Here is a 15,603-nt window from a genome sequence, read left to right on the forward strand (position 1 = left end):
GGGGTTTTCGGGCCGCCGTCGAGTCTACCCGGGTGCCGGGGTCAGACCCGGTACTGCGCAGCCAGCGGACAGGCCCACACGTCCAGGCCGCCGCGTCCCACCGTGTTGAGGTAGTTGTAGACGGCCCGGTAGGACTGCACGAGGGAGGTCTCGGTGTACCGGACGCCGAGGTCCTGGCAGTACTCCCTGACCATCGGCGCGACCTTGCGGAGGTTCGGGCGGGCCATCGACGGGAACAGGTGGTGCTCCACCTGGAAGTTGAGCCCGCCCATGAAGGTGTCCATGGCGCGCCCACCGGAGATGTTGCGGCTCATGAGGACCTGGCGGCGCAGGAAGTCGATCTTGACGTCCGACGGCACGACGGGCATGCCGATGTGGTTGGGTGCAAAGGACAGACCCATGTAGAGGCCGAAGACCGCGAGCTGCACGCCGATGAAGGCCAGCGCCTTGCCCGGGGACAGGACGAGGAAGACGAGGGCGACGAAGCTGATGAGACGGACGAGGATGAAGCCGAGCTCCACCCAGCGGCGCTTGAGGCGCTCGCGGCTCACCGCGCGCTTGATGCCGTGGACGTGGAGGTTGATGCCCTCGAGCAGGAGCAGCGGGTAGAAGAAGAAGCCCTGCTTGGTGGCGAGCCACTTCGTGAGGCGCGTCTTGCGCTGCTCGACCGCGTACTGGCTGAAGGCGAGCACGCCCGGGTCGATGTCCGGGTCCTTGTGGAGCGTGTTCGGGGCGGCGTGGTGCTTGGTGTGCTTGCGCTGCCACCAGGCCTGGCCCATGCCCACGAAGAGGTTGATGACGATGAGGGAGATCCACTCGTTCCACTTGCCCGAGACGAAGATCTGCCGGTGCGCGGCGTCGTGGCCGAGGAAGGCGATCTGCGTCATGAGCAGGGCGAGGGCCACGGCCGTCACCATCTGCCACCAGGTGTCCCCGATGAGGACGAAGGCCACGGCGAGGCCGACGCCCAGCACCAGTGAGCCGATGAGCTTGGTCCAGTAGTAGCCGTAGGCGCGCCGCATAAGGCCTGCCTCCTGGACCCGCTTGGTCAGGGCGGTGAAGTCACTGACCTGACGCTCTCGGGCGGTTCCCCGCGCCGTTGTGGGGACACTGATGTCTGCTGCCATACGTTCGCGCCTTCGGTACTAATTCGCGAGCTGTCGTCGCGGAGGAGGTGTTACTGCTCTCACAGTCTTGCACGGATCATCGGCGCCGGCAGGGTAGGCGTCGAACGTCACCCGACGAGGCGGTCGGCGGCCTCGAGGTAACGCTCGCGGGTCCGCTCGACGACGTCGTCGGGAAGCGGCGGAGGCGGCGAGACGCGGTCCCAGCCGGACTCCGGGGAGGTGAGCCAGTCGCGGACGAACTGCTTGTCGAAGCTGGGCTGCACCCGCCCGGGGGCGTACCCGTCCGCCGGCCAGAAGCGCGAGGAGTCCGGCGTGAGAACCTCGTCCCCGAGGACGACCTCGCCGCCCGGGCCCAGCCCGAACTCGAGCTTGGTGTCGGCGACGATGATCCCGCTGCGGGCGGCGACGTCCGCGGCGCGGGAGTAGATGCGCAGCGTGAGGTCGCGCAGCTCCTCCGCGCGATCCCCGCCGAGGAGGGCGGCGACGGCCTCGAAGCTGATGTTCTCGTCGTGGTCACCGAGCTCGGCCTTGCGGGCGGGGGTGAAGATGGGCTCGGACAGACGGGAGGCCTCGCCCAGGCCCGGGGGCAGCGGCACGCCGCACACCGCCTGGCCTGCGCGGTACTCGACGAGGCCGGAGCCGGTGAGGTACCCGCGCGCCACGCACTCGACGGGGAACATCTCCAGGCGCCGGCACACCATCGCCCGGCCGGCGACGGCCTCGGGGACGTCGAGCGACACGACGTGGTCGGGGACGATGTCGGCAAGCTGCTCGAACCACCACAGGCTGAGGCGGGTGAGCACCTCCCCCTTCCCGGGGATGGGCGTCGGCAGGACGTGGTCGTAGGCGCTGACGCGGTCGGAGGCGACGACGAGCACGACGTCTCCCGCCGGGTGCGGCTCGGCCGGCCGGTACAGGTCGCGGACCTTGCCGGAGTAGGCGTGCTCCCAGCCGGGCAGCGCGGGCGCGGTCACGAGCGGGCCCGCGCGATGTCGGTGCGGTGCTGCGAGCCGTCGAGGGTGATGCGGTCGACGCCCGCGTAGGCGCGGGCGCGTGCCTCCTCCTGGTCGGTCCCGACCCCGACGACGGACAGCACCCGCCCACCGGCACTCACGAGGGCGCCGTCCGCGTCCGTCGCGCAGCCGGCCTGGAGGACGTGGACGCCGGGCAGCTCCTCGGCGGCGGCGACGCCCTCGACGACGTCGCCGGCGCGGGACACGCCCGGGTAGCCGTGGGAGGCGAGGACGACGGTGACGGCCGACGCGTCGCGCCACGTGGGGCTGGGCGCCTCAGCGAGCGTGCCGGTGGCGGCGGCGTGGAGCAGCTGGGCCAGGGAGGAGCCGAGGCGCGGGAGGACGACCTGCGTCTCGGGGTCCCCGAAGCGGGCGTTGAACTCGATGACCCGCACGCCGCGGGAGGTGAGGGCCAGGCCGACGTAGAGGACGCCGGTGAAGGGGGTGCCGCGACGGGCCATCTCCCGCACCACGGGGCGCGCGACGCGCTCCATCACCTCCTCGACGAGACCGTCCGGCGCCCAGGGCAGCGGGCTGTAGGCACCCATCCCGCCGGTGTTGGGACCGGCGTCGCCGTCGCCGAGGCGCTTGAAGTCCTGCGCCGGGGCGAGCGGGACGGCGTCCGTGCCGTCGCAGACGCAGAAGAGGGAGACCTCCGGGCCGTCGAGGTACTCCTCGACGACAACGGCGGGACGCTCCCCGCCGGGGGTGACCGTGCGCGCGAGGCAGGCGCGGGCGTGGGCGAGCGCGGCGTCCCGGTCCTCGGTGACGACGACGCCCTTGCCGGCGGCGAGTCCGTCGTCCTTGACGACGTACGGGGCACCGAAGGCGTCGAGCGCCTCCTCGACCTCCTCGGGGGTCGTGCAGACGTAGGCCATCGCCGTGGGGACCTCGGCAGCGGCCATGACCTCCTTGGCGAAGGCCTTGGAGCCCTCGAGGCGGGCCGCGGCGGCGTCGGGGCCGAAGCACGGGACACCGGCGGCACGGACGGCGTCGGCGACGCCCGCGACGAGCGGCGCCTCGGGGCCAACGACGACGAGGTCGACACCGCGCTCGACGGCGAGGCCCGCCACCGCCTGCGGGTCGAGCGGGTCGACCGGCACGTTGGTGGCAACCTGCGCCGTGCCCGGGTTCCCGGGGGCGACGAGGACCTCGTGCGGCGTGGACTCGGTGGTCAGGGCGCGGGTGATGGCGTGCTCGCGCGCACCGGACCCGACGACGAGGATCTTCACGTGCCAGGAGCCTACCGGCGTCAGCGGCCGGGAGCGCCAGGCGTCCACCGGCCAGACCGGCCGGGGAGTTGTCCCCATCGGCGGTGCCCGGCACGGACACCTGGCCGTGACACGTGACCGGTAGGGTTCGCGGCATGACATCACACCGCACCACGTCACGGGGCCGCCGCGGCCTGTCGGCGCTCCTCCTGCTGCCCCTCCTGCTCGTCCTGGCCGGCTGCTTCCGCCTGGACATGGGGCTGACGATCAACGAGAACGACACCCTCGACGTCTCCATGGAGGTCGGCGACCTCACCGGCATGGCCACCCGCGCGGACATGGACTGCTCCGAGCTGGAGTCCGAGCTGGGCGATGCCCCCGAGGACGCCGAGTTCGCCGTCGAGGACATCGAGGACGAGGACGGCAACATCGGCTGCCGCATCTCCGCCACCGGCGCCCCGATCGACTCGATGACCGGTGAGGGCATGAACATCGAGCGGGTCGACGACACCTACGTCTTCTCCTTCGACGGTGACGAGACCGGCATGGGCGACACGAGCAGCCTCGAGGACATGCCGGCCGGCATGGAGCCCCAGGTCGCCATCTCCGTCACCTTCCCCGGTGAGGTCATCGAGGCCGACGGCGAGATCGACGGCAACACCGTGACGTGGAGCGGCATCGAGGCCTTCGCCGCCGGCGGCAGCGCCACCGGCGAGGCCACCGGCAACGGCAGCGGCGCGGGCGGCGTGTCCACCGCGGTGTGGATCGTCCTCGCCGTCGTCGCACTCCTCGCGATCGCCGCGCTCATCTTCCTCATCTCGCGCAAGAAGGGCGGCAGGCCCGGCTCCGCCGACGCCCCGTACGGCAGCCCGGTGGCCCCGTCCGGCCAGCCCGGCCAGGTTCCCAACGAGCCCGGCCCCGGTTTCCCCGCGCAGCCCGGTGCGGGCCAGCCGGTCGGTGGCTTCGGTCCGAGCGACCAGGTCCCGGCCGACCCCGGCCCCGGCTACCGCGGTCAGCAGCCCCCGGCCGCCCCGGCCCCCTTCACGACGGCCGCCGCGGACACGCCGGTCGACCGCCCGGAGGGCTCGCCCTTCGCGCCGTCGCCCGAGCCGCCCAGCCAGTCCGACGAGGGCCAGCAGCGCTGACCTGAGCGACAGACGACGAGGCCCCGCCGTGCACTGCACGGCGGGGCCTCGTGTCGTGTCAGGGCTGCTGGCGGGTCAGCCGCACCGTCCAGTCCTCGGGGCCCTCGACGAGGTAGGTGACGGCGAAGGCGCCGGGCTGGCGCTCCTCGATCTGCGCGAGCAGCGGCACCGGGTTGTGCGGGGCGACGAGGTCCAGGGCGAAGCCCGGGGCGATCGCGGTCAGCGCACCGAAGACCGTCGCGTGGCGGATGGCGTGCGGGACCTGGCGGACGTCGAGCACCGGGGTGGCGTCGTCGTGCCCGCCGCAGGCACAGCCCCCGCCCGTGCCCGCCCGGCTCGTGATCGTGATGTCGTCGACAGCCATGGCCGTCCCCTCTCGTTGGCGAGAGGCCAGATTATGCACGGACATCTCCGTGCCTACGGGACCATCGGCCTACGCCCCCGCCCGTTCCCGGGCGGGGGCGCCGACGCGATCAGTCGAGCAGGGAGTGACGCACGATCGTCGCGGCACGGTCGGGGCCGACCCCGATCGAGGAGATCCGCGCCCCGGACATCTCCTCCAGCGCGAGGACGTAGCGCTGGGCGGCGTCCGGCAGGTCGGAGAACTCGAGGGCGCCGCTGATGTCCTCGCTCCAGCCGTCGAGCTCCTCGTAGACGGGCCGGGCGTGGTGGAAGTCGGTCTGGTTGGGCGGCATGTCGTCCACCCGGCGGCCGTCGACCTCGTAGGCCACGCACACCGGGATCTTCTCCAGGCCGGTGAGGACGTCGAGCTTGGTGAGGACGAGGTCGGTGAGCCCGTTGACCCGGCTGGCGAAGCGGGCGACGACGGCGTCGTACCAGCCGCAGCGCCGGGGGCGTCCCGTCGTCGTGCCGTACTCCCCGCCCACGCTGCGCAGGTGCTCACCGGCGGCGTCGTGGAGCTCGGTGGGGAACGGCCCCTCGCCGACGCGGGTCGTGTAGGCCTTGACGACGCCGACGACGCGGTCGATGCGCGTGGGACCCACGCCGCTGCCCGTGCAGGCGCCACCGGCGGTGGCGGAGGAGGAGGTGACGAAGGGGTAGGTGCCGTGGTCGACGTCGAGCATCGCGGCCTGGCCGGCCTCGAAGACCACCGTTCGGCCCTCGTCGAGGGCCTGGTTGAGCACGAGGGAGGTGTCGGCGACCATCGGGCGCAGCCGCTCGGCGTGGGCGAGCAGCTCGTCGGTGACCTCGTCGACGTCGACGGCGCGGCGGTTGTAGACCTTGAGGAGCAGCTGGTTCTTCTGCACCAGCGCGCCCTCCACCTTCTGCCGCAGGATCTTCTCGTCGAAGATGTCCTGGACCCGGATGCCCACGCGCGCCATCTTGTCCGCGTAGGTGGGGCCGATCCCCCGGCCGGTGGTGCCGATCTGGCGCTTGCCGAGGAAGCGCTCGGTCACCTTGTCCAGGGTCCGGTTGTAGGACGGGATGAGGTGGGCGCTGGAGGAGACGAGGAGCCTGGAGACGTCGACGCCACGGGCGCTGAGCCCGTCGAGCTCGGCGAAGAGCACGTCGAGGTCGACGACCACGCCGTTGCCGATGACCGGCGTGCACCCCGGGCTGAGGATGCCGGAGGGCAGCAGGTGGAGGGCGTACTTCTCCTCGCCGACGACGACCGTGTGCCCCGCGTTGTTGCCCCCGTTGAACTTGACGACGTAGTCGACGTGGGAGCTGAGCTGGTCGGTGGCCTTCCCCTTGCCCTCGTCGCCCCACTGGGCTCCGACGACGACGACCGCTGGCATGGTGATCCCTTTCGCTGGAGGCGGGCGCCGATCGGCTCCCGGGACAGGTTACCCAACCCGCCCCTCCGGCGGTTCGGGGTGCACCCGGCGGCTCCCCCGCCTAGGCTCGACGAGGAAACGGACCGGGTACCGCCGCACGCGCACGAGCAGCGGCCAGAGGGAGCAGCATGATCGAGATCGCGGCGTCATCGACCACGACGACGGTGACGATCAGCGGGGATCTCGACCTTGCCGAACGCGGCCAGTTCCCCGAGGCGACCGCCCGGGTGAGCGGGCTGCGCCGCCAGCTCCTCGTCATCGACATGTGCGACGTCACCTTCATGGACTCCACCGGCGCGGCGTTCCTCATCGCGCTCGCCGACGCCGCGGGCAAGCGCGGCGGCGCGGCCGTGCTGCGCGGCTGCGACGACCGCGAGCTCTTCGTCCTGGAGATCTGCGGCGCGCTGGGCAGCTTCCGCATCGACACCGAGCACCGCTGCGAGCGCCGGGCCTCCTAGCCCTCCTGCTCCTCGGGCCGCTGGGCCCAGGGCTCCTTGGCGCGTACGCGCGCCCACACGACCTTGCCGGCCGGGGTGGGCCGCCAGCCCCATTCAGCGAGCCTGGAGATGATGTGGAGCCCGAAGCCGCCCACGCGGCCCACGCGTCCCTCGCGGACCACCGGCGGGCTGGGGTTGGCGTCCTCCACCTCGATGCGCAGGCCGTCGCCGGTGTCGCGCAGGCGCAGGTCCACCCGGCCCCAGCCGTGCATGACGGCGTTGGCGACGATCTCGGAGGCGACGAGCTCGGCGGCCGCGGTGTCCTCGATGTCCCAGGCCTCGCAGGCGCGGAGCACGGCGTGCCGGGCCCGCGCGATCGTCTTGGGGTCCATCGGCATCTGCCAGCGCCGCTCCCGGGGCCCGGACCACGTGTGGGTGGGGTCGGAGGCCGGGTCGGGCACGCGGAGGACGACGACGGCGATGTCGTCCTCGGGCGCGTCGGCGAGCTCCTGGAGCAGCTCCTCCCCGATCCCCGCGGCGTCGGGTGCGTCGATCTTCGCGGCGGCCGAGACGAGCGCGGCGACGCCGTCGCGCATGGAGCGGTCGCGGCGCTCGACGAGGCCGTCGGTGTAGAAGACGAGGACGTCTCCCGGGCGGGCGACCGCGTGCCCGGTGTGCCGCGGGCGGCCGCCGAAGCCGACGAGGGGGCCGTTGGCGCCCTCGAGCTGGGTGGCCCGACCGCCGCTCACCTGGACGATCGGCAGGTGCCCGGCGCGGGAGTAGGCCACGTCCCAGGCCTCCTCACCGGGCCGGGGGTGGAGCGTGGCGTAGACGAAGGAGGCGGGGCGGGCGATCCGCATGCTCGCCACGAGCCGGTCGACGCGGCCCAGGACCTTGCCGGGCTCCACGAACTCGGCGGCGTAGGCGCGCACGACGGACCGGAGCTGGCCCATCGCCGCCGCCGCCTCGACGTCGTGCCCGACGACGTCGCCCACGACGACCCCGACGCGCCCCTCGCCCATGTCGAGGACGTCGTACCAGTCCCCGCCCACCTGGGCGTGCTCGGAGCTGGGCGCGTAGTAGCTCCACACGTCCACGCCCTCGACGTGGCTCTGCTCGGGGAGCATGGCGCGCTGGAGCGTCTCGGCGAGGCGGTGCTCGCGGTCGTAGAGCTGGAGGTTGTCCATCGCCATGCCCACGCGGCGGGCGACGAGCTCGAGGACGGTCGTCAGCTCCCCGGCCGGCAGCGCGCGCTCGTCGGTCCCCAGGTCCGGCGGGCGTACGGCGAGGACGGCCAGGACCGCCTTGCGGCCGAGGACGGGCAGCAGCCACAGCGGCTCGTCGTCGGGCGCGGTGTCGTCCTGGGCGACGAGCGCGAGGAGCTCCCCGGTGAGGGTGCCCTCCTCGGCGGGCTCGCGCGGGTCGACGACGACCGTCTGCATGCGAGTGTCGAGGAAGAGCCCGACGACGGGGTCGGGGATGTCCCCGCGCAGCCGGGCCTGGCGGCGCAGGTCGCGGCGGTGGTAGGAGATCCCGGCGAGGTCGGTGACCTTCTGCAGCTGTGTGCCGTCGGCGTAGAAGGCGGCCCACGGGACGATGCGCCGCACGAGCAGGGCGCCGATCTCCGTGAGCGCGGTCGCGGAGTCCACGTCGGCGAGGATGTCGGAGACCCGAGCGACGAGGCTCAGGCCCCGCTGGGCGCGCTCCTCGGCGGCTGCGCGCTCCTCGGCGAGGACGGCCGAGGCAAGCTCCTCGGTGGCGTCGCGCACCGTGACCAGCCAGCGGTCCGAGCTGCCGGCGCCGGTCCCGAGCGGGCTGAAGGACACGGTGGCGCGGTAGGAGCTGCCGTCACGGCGCGGCACGGACCGCACGACGGAGACGGGCAGCCCCGCCGCGAGCGCCTCCCGCAGCGCGCTCGTGTCCCGCCCGTGGGTGCCGACGAGCCTGGGGGCGGACTCGCGCAGCTCGGCGACCGAGTAGCCGGTCATCTCCGCGAGCGAGGAGCTCACCCACACGACGCGGGAACTGGCAGGACGGGTGGACAGGTCGATGTCGACGACGTAGGTCGGGTCGGGCAGCGCCTCGAGCAGGTGCTCGGAGCGGACGGCGAGCGCCTCGGGCAGCTCGCGCGGGGGCTCGACGGGCCGGGTCGGGCGCATGCGGACGGTGCCGTGAGGAGGGGTCGGGGAGTCCACCGGTGCGGGCACGCCGCTGTCCGGTCCGGTCATGTTGGCTCTCCGATCGTCCTGAGTCTCCTAGGATGCCGTGGAGGACGTTCCGGCGCGAACCGCCGGACCAGCAGAAGGAGAGCCTGTGCGCGACGACAGTTCGACAAGCAGCCGCGGCCCCGAGACCGGCACGGCGTCGGTCATGGTGGCACAGGGGCGCACCCGGCTCGTCCTGTCCGGTGAGATCGACGTCGCTCTCAGCAGCGAGCTCACCGAGGCGGTCTCCGAGGCCGAGTCCTCCCGTAATCCCGTGGAGATCGACGCCCGCCACGTCACCTTCATGGACTCCTCGGGCGTCGCGCTCCTCGCGCGGCTCGCCCACCGCACGCCCGGCCCGCTCACGATGATCAAGCCTCCGGACGTCGTCCGGTTCCTGCTCGACATCACACGCCTGGGCGATGTCGTGACGATCGTCGAGGAGGACCCCGGTTTCCCCGAGCCGGCCGACCTTCCCCCGGGCGACGACGCCGCGTAGCGGGCCACCCTCACATACGCCGAGAGCCGGACCCCTCCGTGGAGGAGTCCGGCTCTCGGCGTACTAGCGGGTGGTGCGTCAGGCCATCTTCGTGCCGGCCGAGCGCAGCTGCTGGCAGGCCTCGACGATGCGGGCGGCCATGCCGGCCTCCGCGGCCTTGCCCCAGGCGCGGGGGTCGTAGGCCTTCTTGTTGCCCACGTCGCCGTCGATCTTCAGCACGCCGTCGTAGTTCTTGAACATGTGCTCGACGACGGGGCGCGTGAACGCGTACTGGGTGTCGGTGTCGACGTTCATCTTGATGACGCCGTTGTCGACGGCGAGGGCGATCTCCTCGGCCGTGGAGCCGGACCCGCCGTGGAAGACGAGGTCGAAGGGCGACTCCTTGCCGATCTCCTGGCCGACGACGCGCTGGATCTCACCGAGGATCTCCGGGCGCAGCTTGACCGCACCGGGCTTGTACACGCCGTGGACGTTGCCGAAGGTCAGCGCCGTGAGGTACCGGCCCTTCTCGCCCGCGCCGAGCGCCCGCACGGTGGCGAGGCCGTCCTCGGGGGTGGTGTAGAGCTTCTCGTTGATCTCGGCCTCGTGGCCGTCCTCCTCACCACCGACGACGCCGACCTCGATCTCGAGGATCGTGCGCGCCTTCTGGGAGAGCTCGAGGAGCTCCTCGGCGATGACGAGGTTCTCGTCCAGCGGGACGGTGGAGCCGTCGAACATGTGCGACTGGAACATCGGGTTCTTGCCGGCGGCGACCTCCTCGGCCTCCATGGCGAGCAGCGGGCGGACCCAGGAGTCGAGGTTGTCCTTGACGCAGTGGTCGGTGTGCAGCGCGATGGTGACGCCGTAGTTCTTGGCGACCTCGTGCGCGTAGGCGGCGAGGGCGCGGGTGCCAGTGACGCGGTCCTTGATCGTCGAGCCGGAGGCGTACTCGCCACCGCCGACGGAGACCTGGATGATGCCGTCGCTCTCGGCCTCGGCGAAGCCGCGGATCGCCGCGGTCACGGTCTGGGACGAGGTGATGTTGATGGCCGGGTAGGCGAACTTGCCCGCCTTCGCCCTGTCGAGCATCTCGTTGTAGGACTCGGGGGTTGCGATGGGCACGCTGGCCTCCTGTGAAGATCGACGCAGATGAACGGGACAATTGTGTCACGGCCGGTCAGGGGGCAGGTAGGACCTCCATCACCTGGACCCGGGACCGTGCTGGAGCACCCACGCGTACATGGCGACGGCGGCGGCGGCACCGACGTTGAGGGACCGGGTGGAGCCGTACTGGGTGATATGGAGGATCTCGGTGCAGGCGGCCCGCGCCTCGGCCGACAGCCCGCCGGACTCCTGGCCGAAGAGCAGGACGGCGCGCTCCGGCAGCGGCCGGTGCTCGAGCGGCAGCGACCCCGGGACGTTGTCGACGCCGATGACCGCCAGCCCCTCGGCCTGCGCCCAGGCGAGCAGGCCGGCGACGTCGTCGTGGTGGTGCAGGTGCTGGTAGCGGTCGGTGACCATCGCCCCGCGCCGGTTCCACCGCCGTCGCCCGACGATGTGGACGGCGGCGACGGCGAAGGCGTTGGCCGTGCGCACGACCGAGCCGATGTTGAAGTCGTGCCCGAGGTTCTCGACCGCGACGTGGAGAGGGTGGCGGCGGGCGTCGATGTCCTCGACGATCGCCTCCAGCCGCCAGTAGCGGTACTCGTCGACGACGTTGCGCCGGTCCCCCTCGGCGAGCAGCTGCGGGTCCAGGCGCGGGTCCTGGGGCCACGCCTCCGGCCCGCCGGGCCAGGGCCCGACGCCGACCTCCTCCTCGCTCACCTCAGGCGTCGCGGCGAGGGTCGTAGCCCCCGCGCTGACCACCGAAGGAAGGGCCGCCGTCGACGGGCGCGGCGGCACCCGGCGCCTCCCCGGCCGTGAAGTGGACCGAGGGGACGGCGCGGACCGCGGGGTCGTTGGCCTCGAAGTACTCCGCGCGCCGGAAGGAGAACATGTTCGCGACGATGTTCGGCGGGAAGGTCTCGATCTTCGTGTTGAGCTGGCGCACGTTGGCGTTGTAGAAGCGGCGGCCCGCGGCGATGCGGTCCTCGGTGTTGGTGAGCTCGGCCTGGAGGTCGGCGAAACTCGAAGAGGAGCGCAGCTCCGGGTAGGCCTCGGCGACGGCGAAGAGGCGGCTCAGCGCGCCGCTGAGGGCGTTCTCGCTGACCGCCTGCTGGGCGGGCCCGAGCCCGCCGCCGGCCGCGGCCGCGCGGGCGCGGGTGACCTCGTCGAAGACCTCCCGCTCCTGGGCGCCGTAGCCCCTGACCGTCTCGACGAGGTTGGGCACGAGGGCGTGGCGGCGGTGGAGCTCGACGTCGATCTGCCGCCAGGCCTCCTGGACGAGGTTGCGCAGCCTGATGAGGCCGTTGTAGGTCACGATCGCCCAGACGGCGACGACGACGACGAGCACGGCCAGGACGACGAGCGCGACGAGCATCTCCACGTGCTCAGCCTGTCACAGCGCGCCCGGGTTGCCTCGCCGACCGCAGGCGCATCAGCTGTCTCCGTTCTCGTCGGTCCTGCGGTGCCACCTCACTCGATCAGCTCGCCGGTCATGGCGTCGACATCGACCTCGATGACAGTGCCGTCCGGCTGGACGAGCTCGATCTCCCACACCAGGGTGCCGTCACGGCGGGTGTCGATCTCCATCTCGTCGAGGCTGCCGCCGTGCTCGTCGGCGGCAGTCCGGAGCGCGGTGATGGCGTCGACCTCCGCCGCAGCGATCTTGGCGACGTCGTCGTCGGGAGTCTCCGCCTGGCGCTGCTGGAGGACCTGGGACCCGTCGAGGCTGACATGGACGGTGTGCTGCTGCCCGGCGGAAGCGACCTTGATCTCCCAGATCTCCTGCCCGCCTTCATCCTCGCGCTCGACGTCGAAGGGCTGGCCGTCGGGTAGCGCCCCCGCTGCCTGCTCCAGGGCCGCGACGGCGTCGCCGACATCGGCTGCCCCCGTCGCTGGAGCCGTGGACGTCGCCTCGGGCGCGGGGGAGGTCATCGTGGGGTCCGCGGTGGGCGCCTGCGTCTGCACAGGGGGCTGCGTGCTGGCAGTCGGTGTCACATCACCATCGGGAGAGCCGTTGCACCCGGCAAGCAGGAGAATCCCAGCTGCGGCCGCAGCCGCTCGGACAACACCGGTTCTGTTCATGCCCCCTGTCTACCCTCGCACCGTCGTTCTCGCCTCCGCTCAGCCGCGGGGCGTGAGCCCGAGGTCCTCACGGCCGAGGGCGGCGAGGTAGCGCACGCCGGCCGCCTCGACGCGCTCGCGCGCCCCGGTGTCCCGGTCGACGACGACGGCGGCCCCGACGACCTCGGCGCCCGCCTCGCGCAGCGCCTCGATGGCGGTGAGCAGGCTGCCCCCGGTGGTCGAGGTGTCCTCGACGGCGACGACGCGGCGGCCGGCGACGTCCGGTCCCTCGACGCGGCGCTGCAGGCCGTGCGCCTTGGTCTCCTTGCGCACGACGAAGGCGTCGACGGCGAGGCCCCGGGAGGCGGCGGCGTGGAGCACCGCGGTGGCGACCGGGTCGGCGCCCATGGTGAGCCCGCCGACGGCGTCGACCTCGTCGGGGCCGAGACCGGCCTCCTCGAGGAGGTCGAGCACGACGTGCCCCACGAGCGGCGCGGCCGCGTGGTGGAGGGTGACGCGCCGCATGTCGACGTAGTGGTCGGAGGTGCGGCCGCTGGCGAGCGTCACCTCGCCGCGGACGACGGCGAGGTCGCGGACGTACTGGGCGAGCCGGCTGCGCAGGGAGTCGTTGGGGGAGGTCACGGCTGCAGGGTACCGGCCGGCCGGTAGCCTCGAGCGCATGCGCCTGGCCACGTGGAACGTCAACTCCGTCCGCACCCGGGTCGACCGGGTCCTCGCCTTCCTCGAGCGGTCGGGGACGGACGTGCTGGCCCTCCAGGAGACCAAGTGCCGCGACGAGCAGTTCCCGCTCCTGCCCTTTGAGGCCGCCGGCTACCACGTCGCCCACCACGGCCTGAGCCAGTGGAACGGCGTCGCCGTCGTCTCCCGACGGCCCGTCGAGGACGTCGAGCCCGGCTTCCCGGGCATGCCGACCTGGGGTGAGCCCGCCGCCGCCGAGGCCCGCGCGCTGGGCGCCACGGTCGACGGCGTGCGGGTGTGGAGCCTGTACGTGCCCAACGGCCGCACTCTCGACGACCCGCACTACCAGTACAAGCTCGAGTGGCTCGCGGCCCTGCGCGACGCCGCCGACGGCTGGCTCACGGCCGACCCCGCCGCCCAGGTCGCGCTCGTCGGGGACTGGAACGTCGCCCCGCGCGACGAGGACGTGTGGGACCCGGCGGCCTTCGTCGGCGCCACCCACGTCTCCCCGCCCGAGCGCGCGGCGCTCGCCGCCCTGGGCGAGGCCGGCTTCGCCGAGGTCACGCGCGAGCACACCCCCGGCGCCTACACCTACTGGGACTACCAGCGCCTGCGCTTCCCCCGCAACGAGGGCATGCGGATCGACCTCGTCCACGCCTCCCCCGCGCTCGCGGCCCGGGTGACCGGCGCCCACGTCGACCGCAACGAGCGCAAGGGCAAGGGGGCCAGCGACCACGTGCCCGTCGTCGTCGACCTGGACTGAGCGCGGTCAGTCCCGCGGCGGCACCCAGCTGGGCGCGACGGTGATCTCGCTCCGGTGGCGCTCCCAGGTGCGCCACCACTCCTCGGCGCCCTCGGGCAGGCGCTCGGCGGGCACGCGGTGCAGGAGGTCGCGCAGGGTGTACTTGAGGCCGGCGATCTCGGCGACCCGCTCCAGGCGGCCCGGCTCCGCCTCGTCCTCACCGAAGATCTCCTCCTCGGCGTGCCAGATGCGACGACGCAGCAGGACGAGCTCGCGGGTGATGGCCTGCTCCTCGCCGCTCGCGCCGAGGACGGCCTCCGCCGCCCGGAGGTAGCCGTAGTCCATGGCGATCGCGACGAGCCCGGGCTCGATGGTGAGGGTGTCGTGGACGTCGAACTCCGGCTCGATGACGACGGCGCCCGCCGCGCGGGCCCGGACCACCTCGTCGCGCTGCACCTCGTCGGTCATGATCGCCGTCGTCGTGCGCATGAGGATGCCGAGCATGTCCCTGTCGTCGTAGGACTCCTCGCGGCGCAGCCCGGACGGGCCGGCGACGACGGCGTAGCAGGTGCCGACGCCTAGGTGCCGGATGGCGACGTCCGCGGGCAGTGACTCCCGCACCCCGCCGTCGACGTAGTTCTCCTGCCCGAGCCGCACCGGCGGGAAGACCATGGGGATGGCGCAGGACGCGCGGATCGCCTCGACGAGGTCGACGGGACCGTCACCGAGGGGACGGTTATCACGGTCGACGAGGGTGCCGTCCTCGGTGACGTAGCGCAGTTCGCCGCTCTCGAGGCCGACGACGGCGACGCGCAGGGTGACGCCGGACGCCGCGACGGCGTCGGGCCGGAAGACCTCGGGATCGACGAGGTGGTTGACGATGGGACCCGGGCGGTACATCGAGCGCTCGCGGCGGGCGCCCTCGACGATCGTCTCGAGGTCACCGCTCGCGCGACCCATGGTCCGGAGCATGTCGATCGACTCGAGGAAGCGGCCCGGCCCGGAGACGGGCGCGTCCGCGGGGTGCCGGTCGGTGCTCGCGGCCTCCTCCTCGGCGGGCTCACCGCCCGGCGTGAGGCGGCTCGGCTGGGTCGGGACGGGTGGGTGCTCCACCGGCGGGTGATGCTCCGGTTCCTCGGACCGCTCGGGCTGGCGCCCCTCGCCGTTGGCCGTGCGGACGACCCGCTCGGCCGCGGTGGAGATCTCCTCACGCAGGACGGCCACCCGCGTGAAGGAGCGGCCGAGCGCACCCTGGCGCCGCTTGCGCCGCTCGAGGGCCTCGGCCCACACCGGGCCGCGCTCGCGCAGCCGGCTGAACCACGGCAGCTCCTCGAACATGTCCGAGGAGTCGCTCATCCCGCGCCACAGCTCCTCGAGGCCCGCGAGGGCGGCACGCTGGCCGTCCTGCTCGGCCGACTGCGCGAGGACGGCCGCGAGGATCGAGCCCGCCGAGGTGCCGGTGATGACCGAGGGGCAGATGCCCACCCGGTCGTAGAGGTAGCGGAGCGCGCCGAGCTGGAAGCTGGCTCGCGCCCCGCCACCGCTCAGGACGAGGCCGACGACGTCAGGAGCCTCTGGCATGG

The 15,603-nt window shown here is 72.8% G+C and carries 16 protein-coding genes; 4 read left to right on the plus strand and 12 right to left on the minus strand.

The genetic code is table 11. The annotated features are described in order from the left end of the window. Nucleotides 1-41: 41 nt before the first annotated feature. From M3148_RS04960 to purD, 3 genes are all read right to left on the minus strand, one after another. Entirely contained in the window at nucleotides 42-1,127 is a 1,086-nt protein-coding gene (locus tag M3148_RS04960) for a fatty acid desaturase family protein (protein WP_251303580.1), read from the minus strand. 107 nt (nucleotides 1,128-1,234) lie between these two features. Next, entirely contained in the window at nucleotides 1,235-2,101 is an 867-nt protein-coding gene (locus tag M3148_RS04965; RefSeq protein ID WP_251303581.1) for a phosphoribosylaminoimidazolesuccinocarboxamide synthase, read from the minus strand. Further along, the gene (gene purD / locus M3148_RS04970; RefSeq protein ID WP_251303582.1) at nucleotides 2,098-3,372 is read right to left on the minus strand and encodes a phosphoribosylamine--glycine ligase; all 1,275 of its coding nucleotides are present in this window, start codon (nucleotides 3,370-3,372) and stop codon (nucleotides 2,098-2,100) included. Before purD ends, M3148_RS04965 begins: the two co-directional genes overlap by 4 nt. Before the next feature lie 134 nt (nucleotides 3,373-3,506). Here purD and M3148_RS04975 point away from each other — a divergent pair, with 134 nt between their 5' ends. Then, nucleotides 3,507-4,496 (plus strand): LppM family (lipo)protein, encoded by a 990-nt coding sequence (locus M3148_RS04975; protein ID WP_251303583.1) that lies wholly within the window; start codon nucleotides 3,507-3,509, stop codon nucleotides 4,494-4,496. A gap of 58 nt (nucleotides 4,497-4,554) precedes the next feature. Here the strand turns inward: M3148_RS04975 and M3148_RS04980 are convergent, their stop codons facing one another. Both M3148_RS04980 and M3148_RS04985 read right to left on the minus strand, forming a co-directional pair. Further along, on the minus strand, nucleotides 4,555-4,860 hold the full coding sequence (locus tag M3148_RS04980) for a DUF2249 domain-containing protein (protein WP_251303584.1): 306 nt from the start codon (nucleotides 4,858-4,860) through the stop codon (nucleotides 4,555-4,557). 109 nt (nucleotides 4,861-4,969) lie between these two features. Beyond that, nucleotides 4,970-6,256, minus strand: coding sequence for an adenylosuccinate synthase (locus M3148_RS04985; protein WP_251303585.1), 1,287 nt, complete (start codon nucleotides 6,254-6,256; stop codon nucleotides 4,970-4,972). Nucleotides 6,257-6,423: 167 nt separating this feature from the next. On the opposite strand from M3148_RS04985, the gene M3148_RS04990 reads away from it, so the two are divergent. Next, nucleotides 6,424-6,753, plus strand: coding sequence for an STAS domain-containing protein (locus M3148_RS04990; RefSeq protein ID WP_251303586.1), 330 nt, complete (start codon nucleotides 6,424-6,426; stop codon nucleotides 6,751-6,753). Here the strand turns inward: M3148_RS04990 and M3148_RS04995 are convergent. Further along, nucleotides 6,750-8,960 (minus strand): ATP-binding SpoIIE family protein phosphatase, encoded by a 2,211-nt coding sequence (locus M3148_RS04995; protein WP_251303587.1) that lies wholly within the window; start codon nucleotides 8,958-8,960, stop codon nucleotides 6,750-6,752. The two genes, M3148_RS04990 and M3148_RS04995, sit on opposite strands and share 4 nt — an antisense overlap. An 85-nt stretch (nucleotides 8,961-9,045) precedes the next feature. Here M3148_RS04995 and M3148_RS05000 point away from each other — a divergent pair, with 85 nt between their 5' ends. Continuing rightward, nucleotides 9,046-9,435 carry an STAS domain-containing protein gene (locus M3148_RS05000; RefSeq protein ID WP_251303588.1) on the plus strand — a complete coding sequence of 130 codons (390 nt, stop codon included), beginning with the start codon at nucleotides 9,046-9,048 and terminating at the stop codon, nucleotides 9,433-9,435. 78 nt (nucleotides 9,436-9,513) lie between these two features. On the opposite strand, the gene fbaA is transcribed toward M3148_RS05000, so the two are convergent. The 5 genes from fbaA to pyrE all read right to left on the minus strand — a co-directional run bounded on the left by fbaA (nucleotide 9,514) and on the right by pyrE (nucleotide 13,221). Next, a complete protein-coding gene (fbaA, locus tag M3148_RS05005; RefSeq protein WP_251303589.1) occupies nucleotides 9,514-10,536 on the minus strand; it encodes a class II fructose-bisphosphate aldolase in 1,023 nt (340 codons plus the stop codon). A 78-nt stretch (nucleotides 10,537-10,614) separates the two neighbouring features. Next, nucleotides 10,615-11,238, minus strand: coding sequence for a TrmH family RNA methyltransferase (locus M3148_RS05010; protein ID WP_251303590.1), 624 nt, complete (start codon nucleotides 11,236-11,238; stop codon nucleotides 10,615-10,617). 1 nt (nucleotide 11,239) lies between these two features. After that, nucleotides 11,240-11,893, minus strand: coding sequence for a LemA family protein (locus tag M3148_RS05015; protein WP_251303782.1), 654 nt, complete (start codon nucleotides 11,891-11,893; stop codon nucleotides 11,240-11,242). Between the two features lie 95 nt (nucleotides 11,894-11,988). Further along, on the minus strand, nucleotides 11,989-12,450 hold the full coding sequence (locus tag M3148_RS05020) for a PepSY domain-containing protein (RefSeq protein ID WP_251303591.1): 462 nt from the start codon (nucleotides 12,448-12,450) through the stop codon (nucleotides 11,989-11,991). A 189-nt stretch (nucleotides 12,451-12,639) separates the two neighbouring features. After that, nucleotides 12,640-13,221 (minus strand): orotate phosphoribosyltransferase, encoded by a 582-nt coding sequence (gene pyrE / locus M3148_RS05025; RefSeq protein ID WP_251303592.1) that lies wholly within the window; start codon nucleotides 13,219-13,221, stop codon nucleotides 12,640-12,642. Between the two features lie 37 nt (nucleotides 13,222-13,258). On the opposite strand from pyrE, the gene M3148_RS05030 reads away from it, so the two are divergent. Beyond that, entirely contained in the window at nucleotides 13,259-14,041 is a 783-nt protein-coding gene (locus tag M3148_RS05030; protein WP_251303593.1) for an exodeoxyribonuclease III, read from the plus strand. Nucleotides 14,042-14,047: 6 nt separating this feature from the next. Here the strand turns inward: M3148_RS05030 and M3148_RS05035 are convergent, their stop codons facing one another. Beyond that, nucleotides 14,048-15,601, minus strand: a complete 1,554-nt coding sequence (locus M3148_RS05035; protein ID WP_251303594.1) for a patatin-like phospholipase family protein — start codon at nucleotides 15,599-15,601, stop codon at nucleotides 14,048-14,050. Nucleotides 15,602-15,603: the final 2 nt, after the last annotated feature.

The organism is Georgenia satyanarayanai (assembly GCF_023715365.1).
GTDB lineage: Bacteria > Actinomycetota > Actinomycetes > Actinomycetales > Actinomycetaceae > Oceanitalea > Oceanitalea satyanarayanai_B.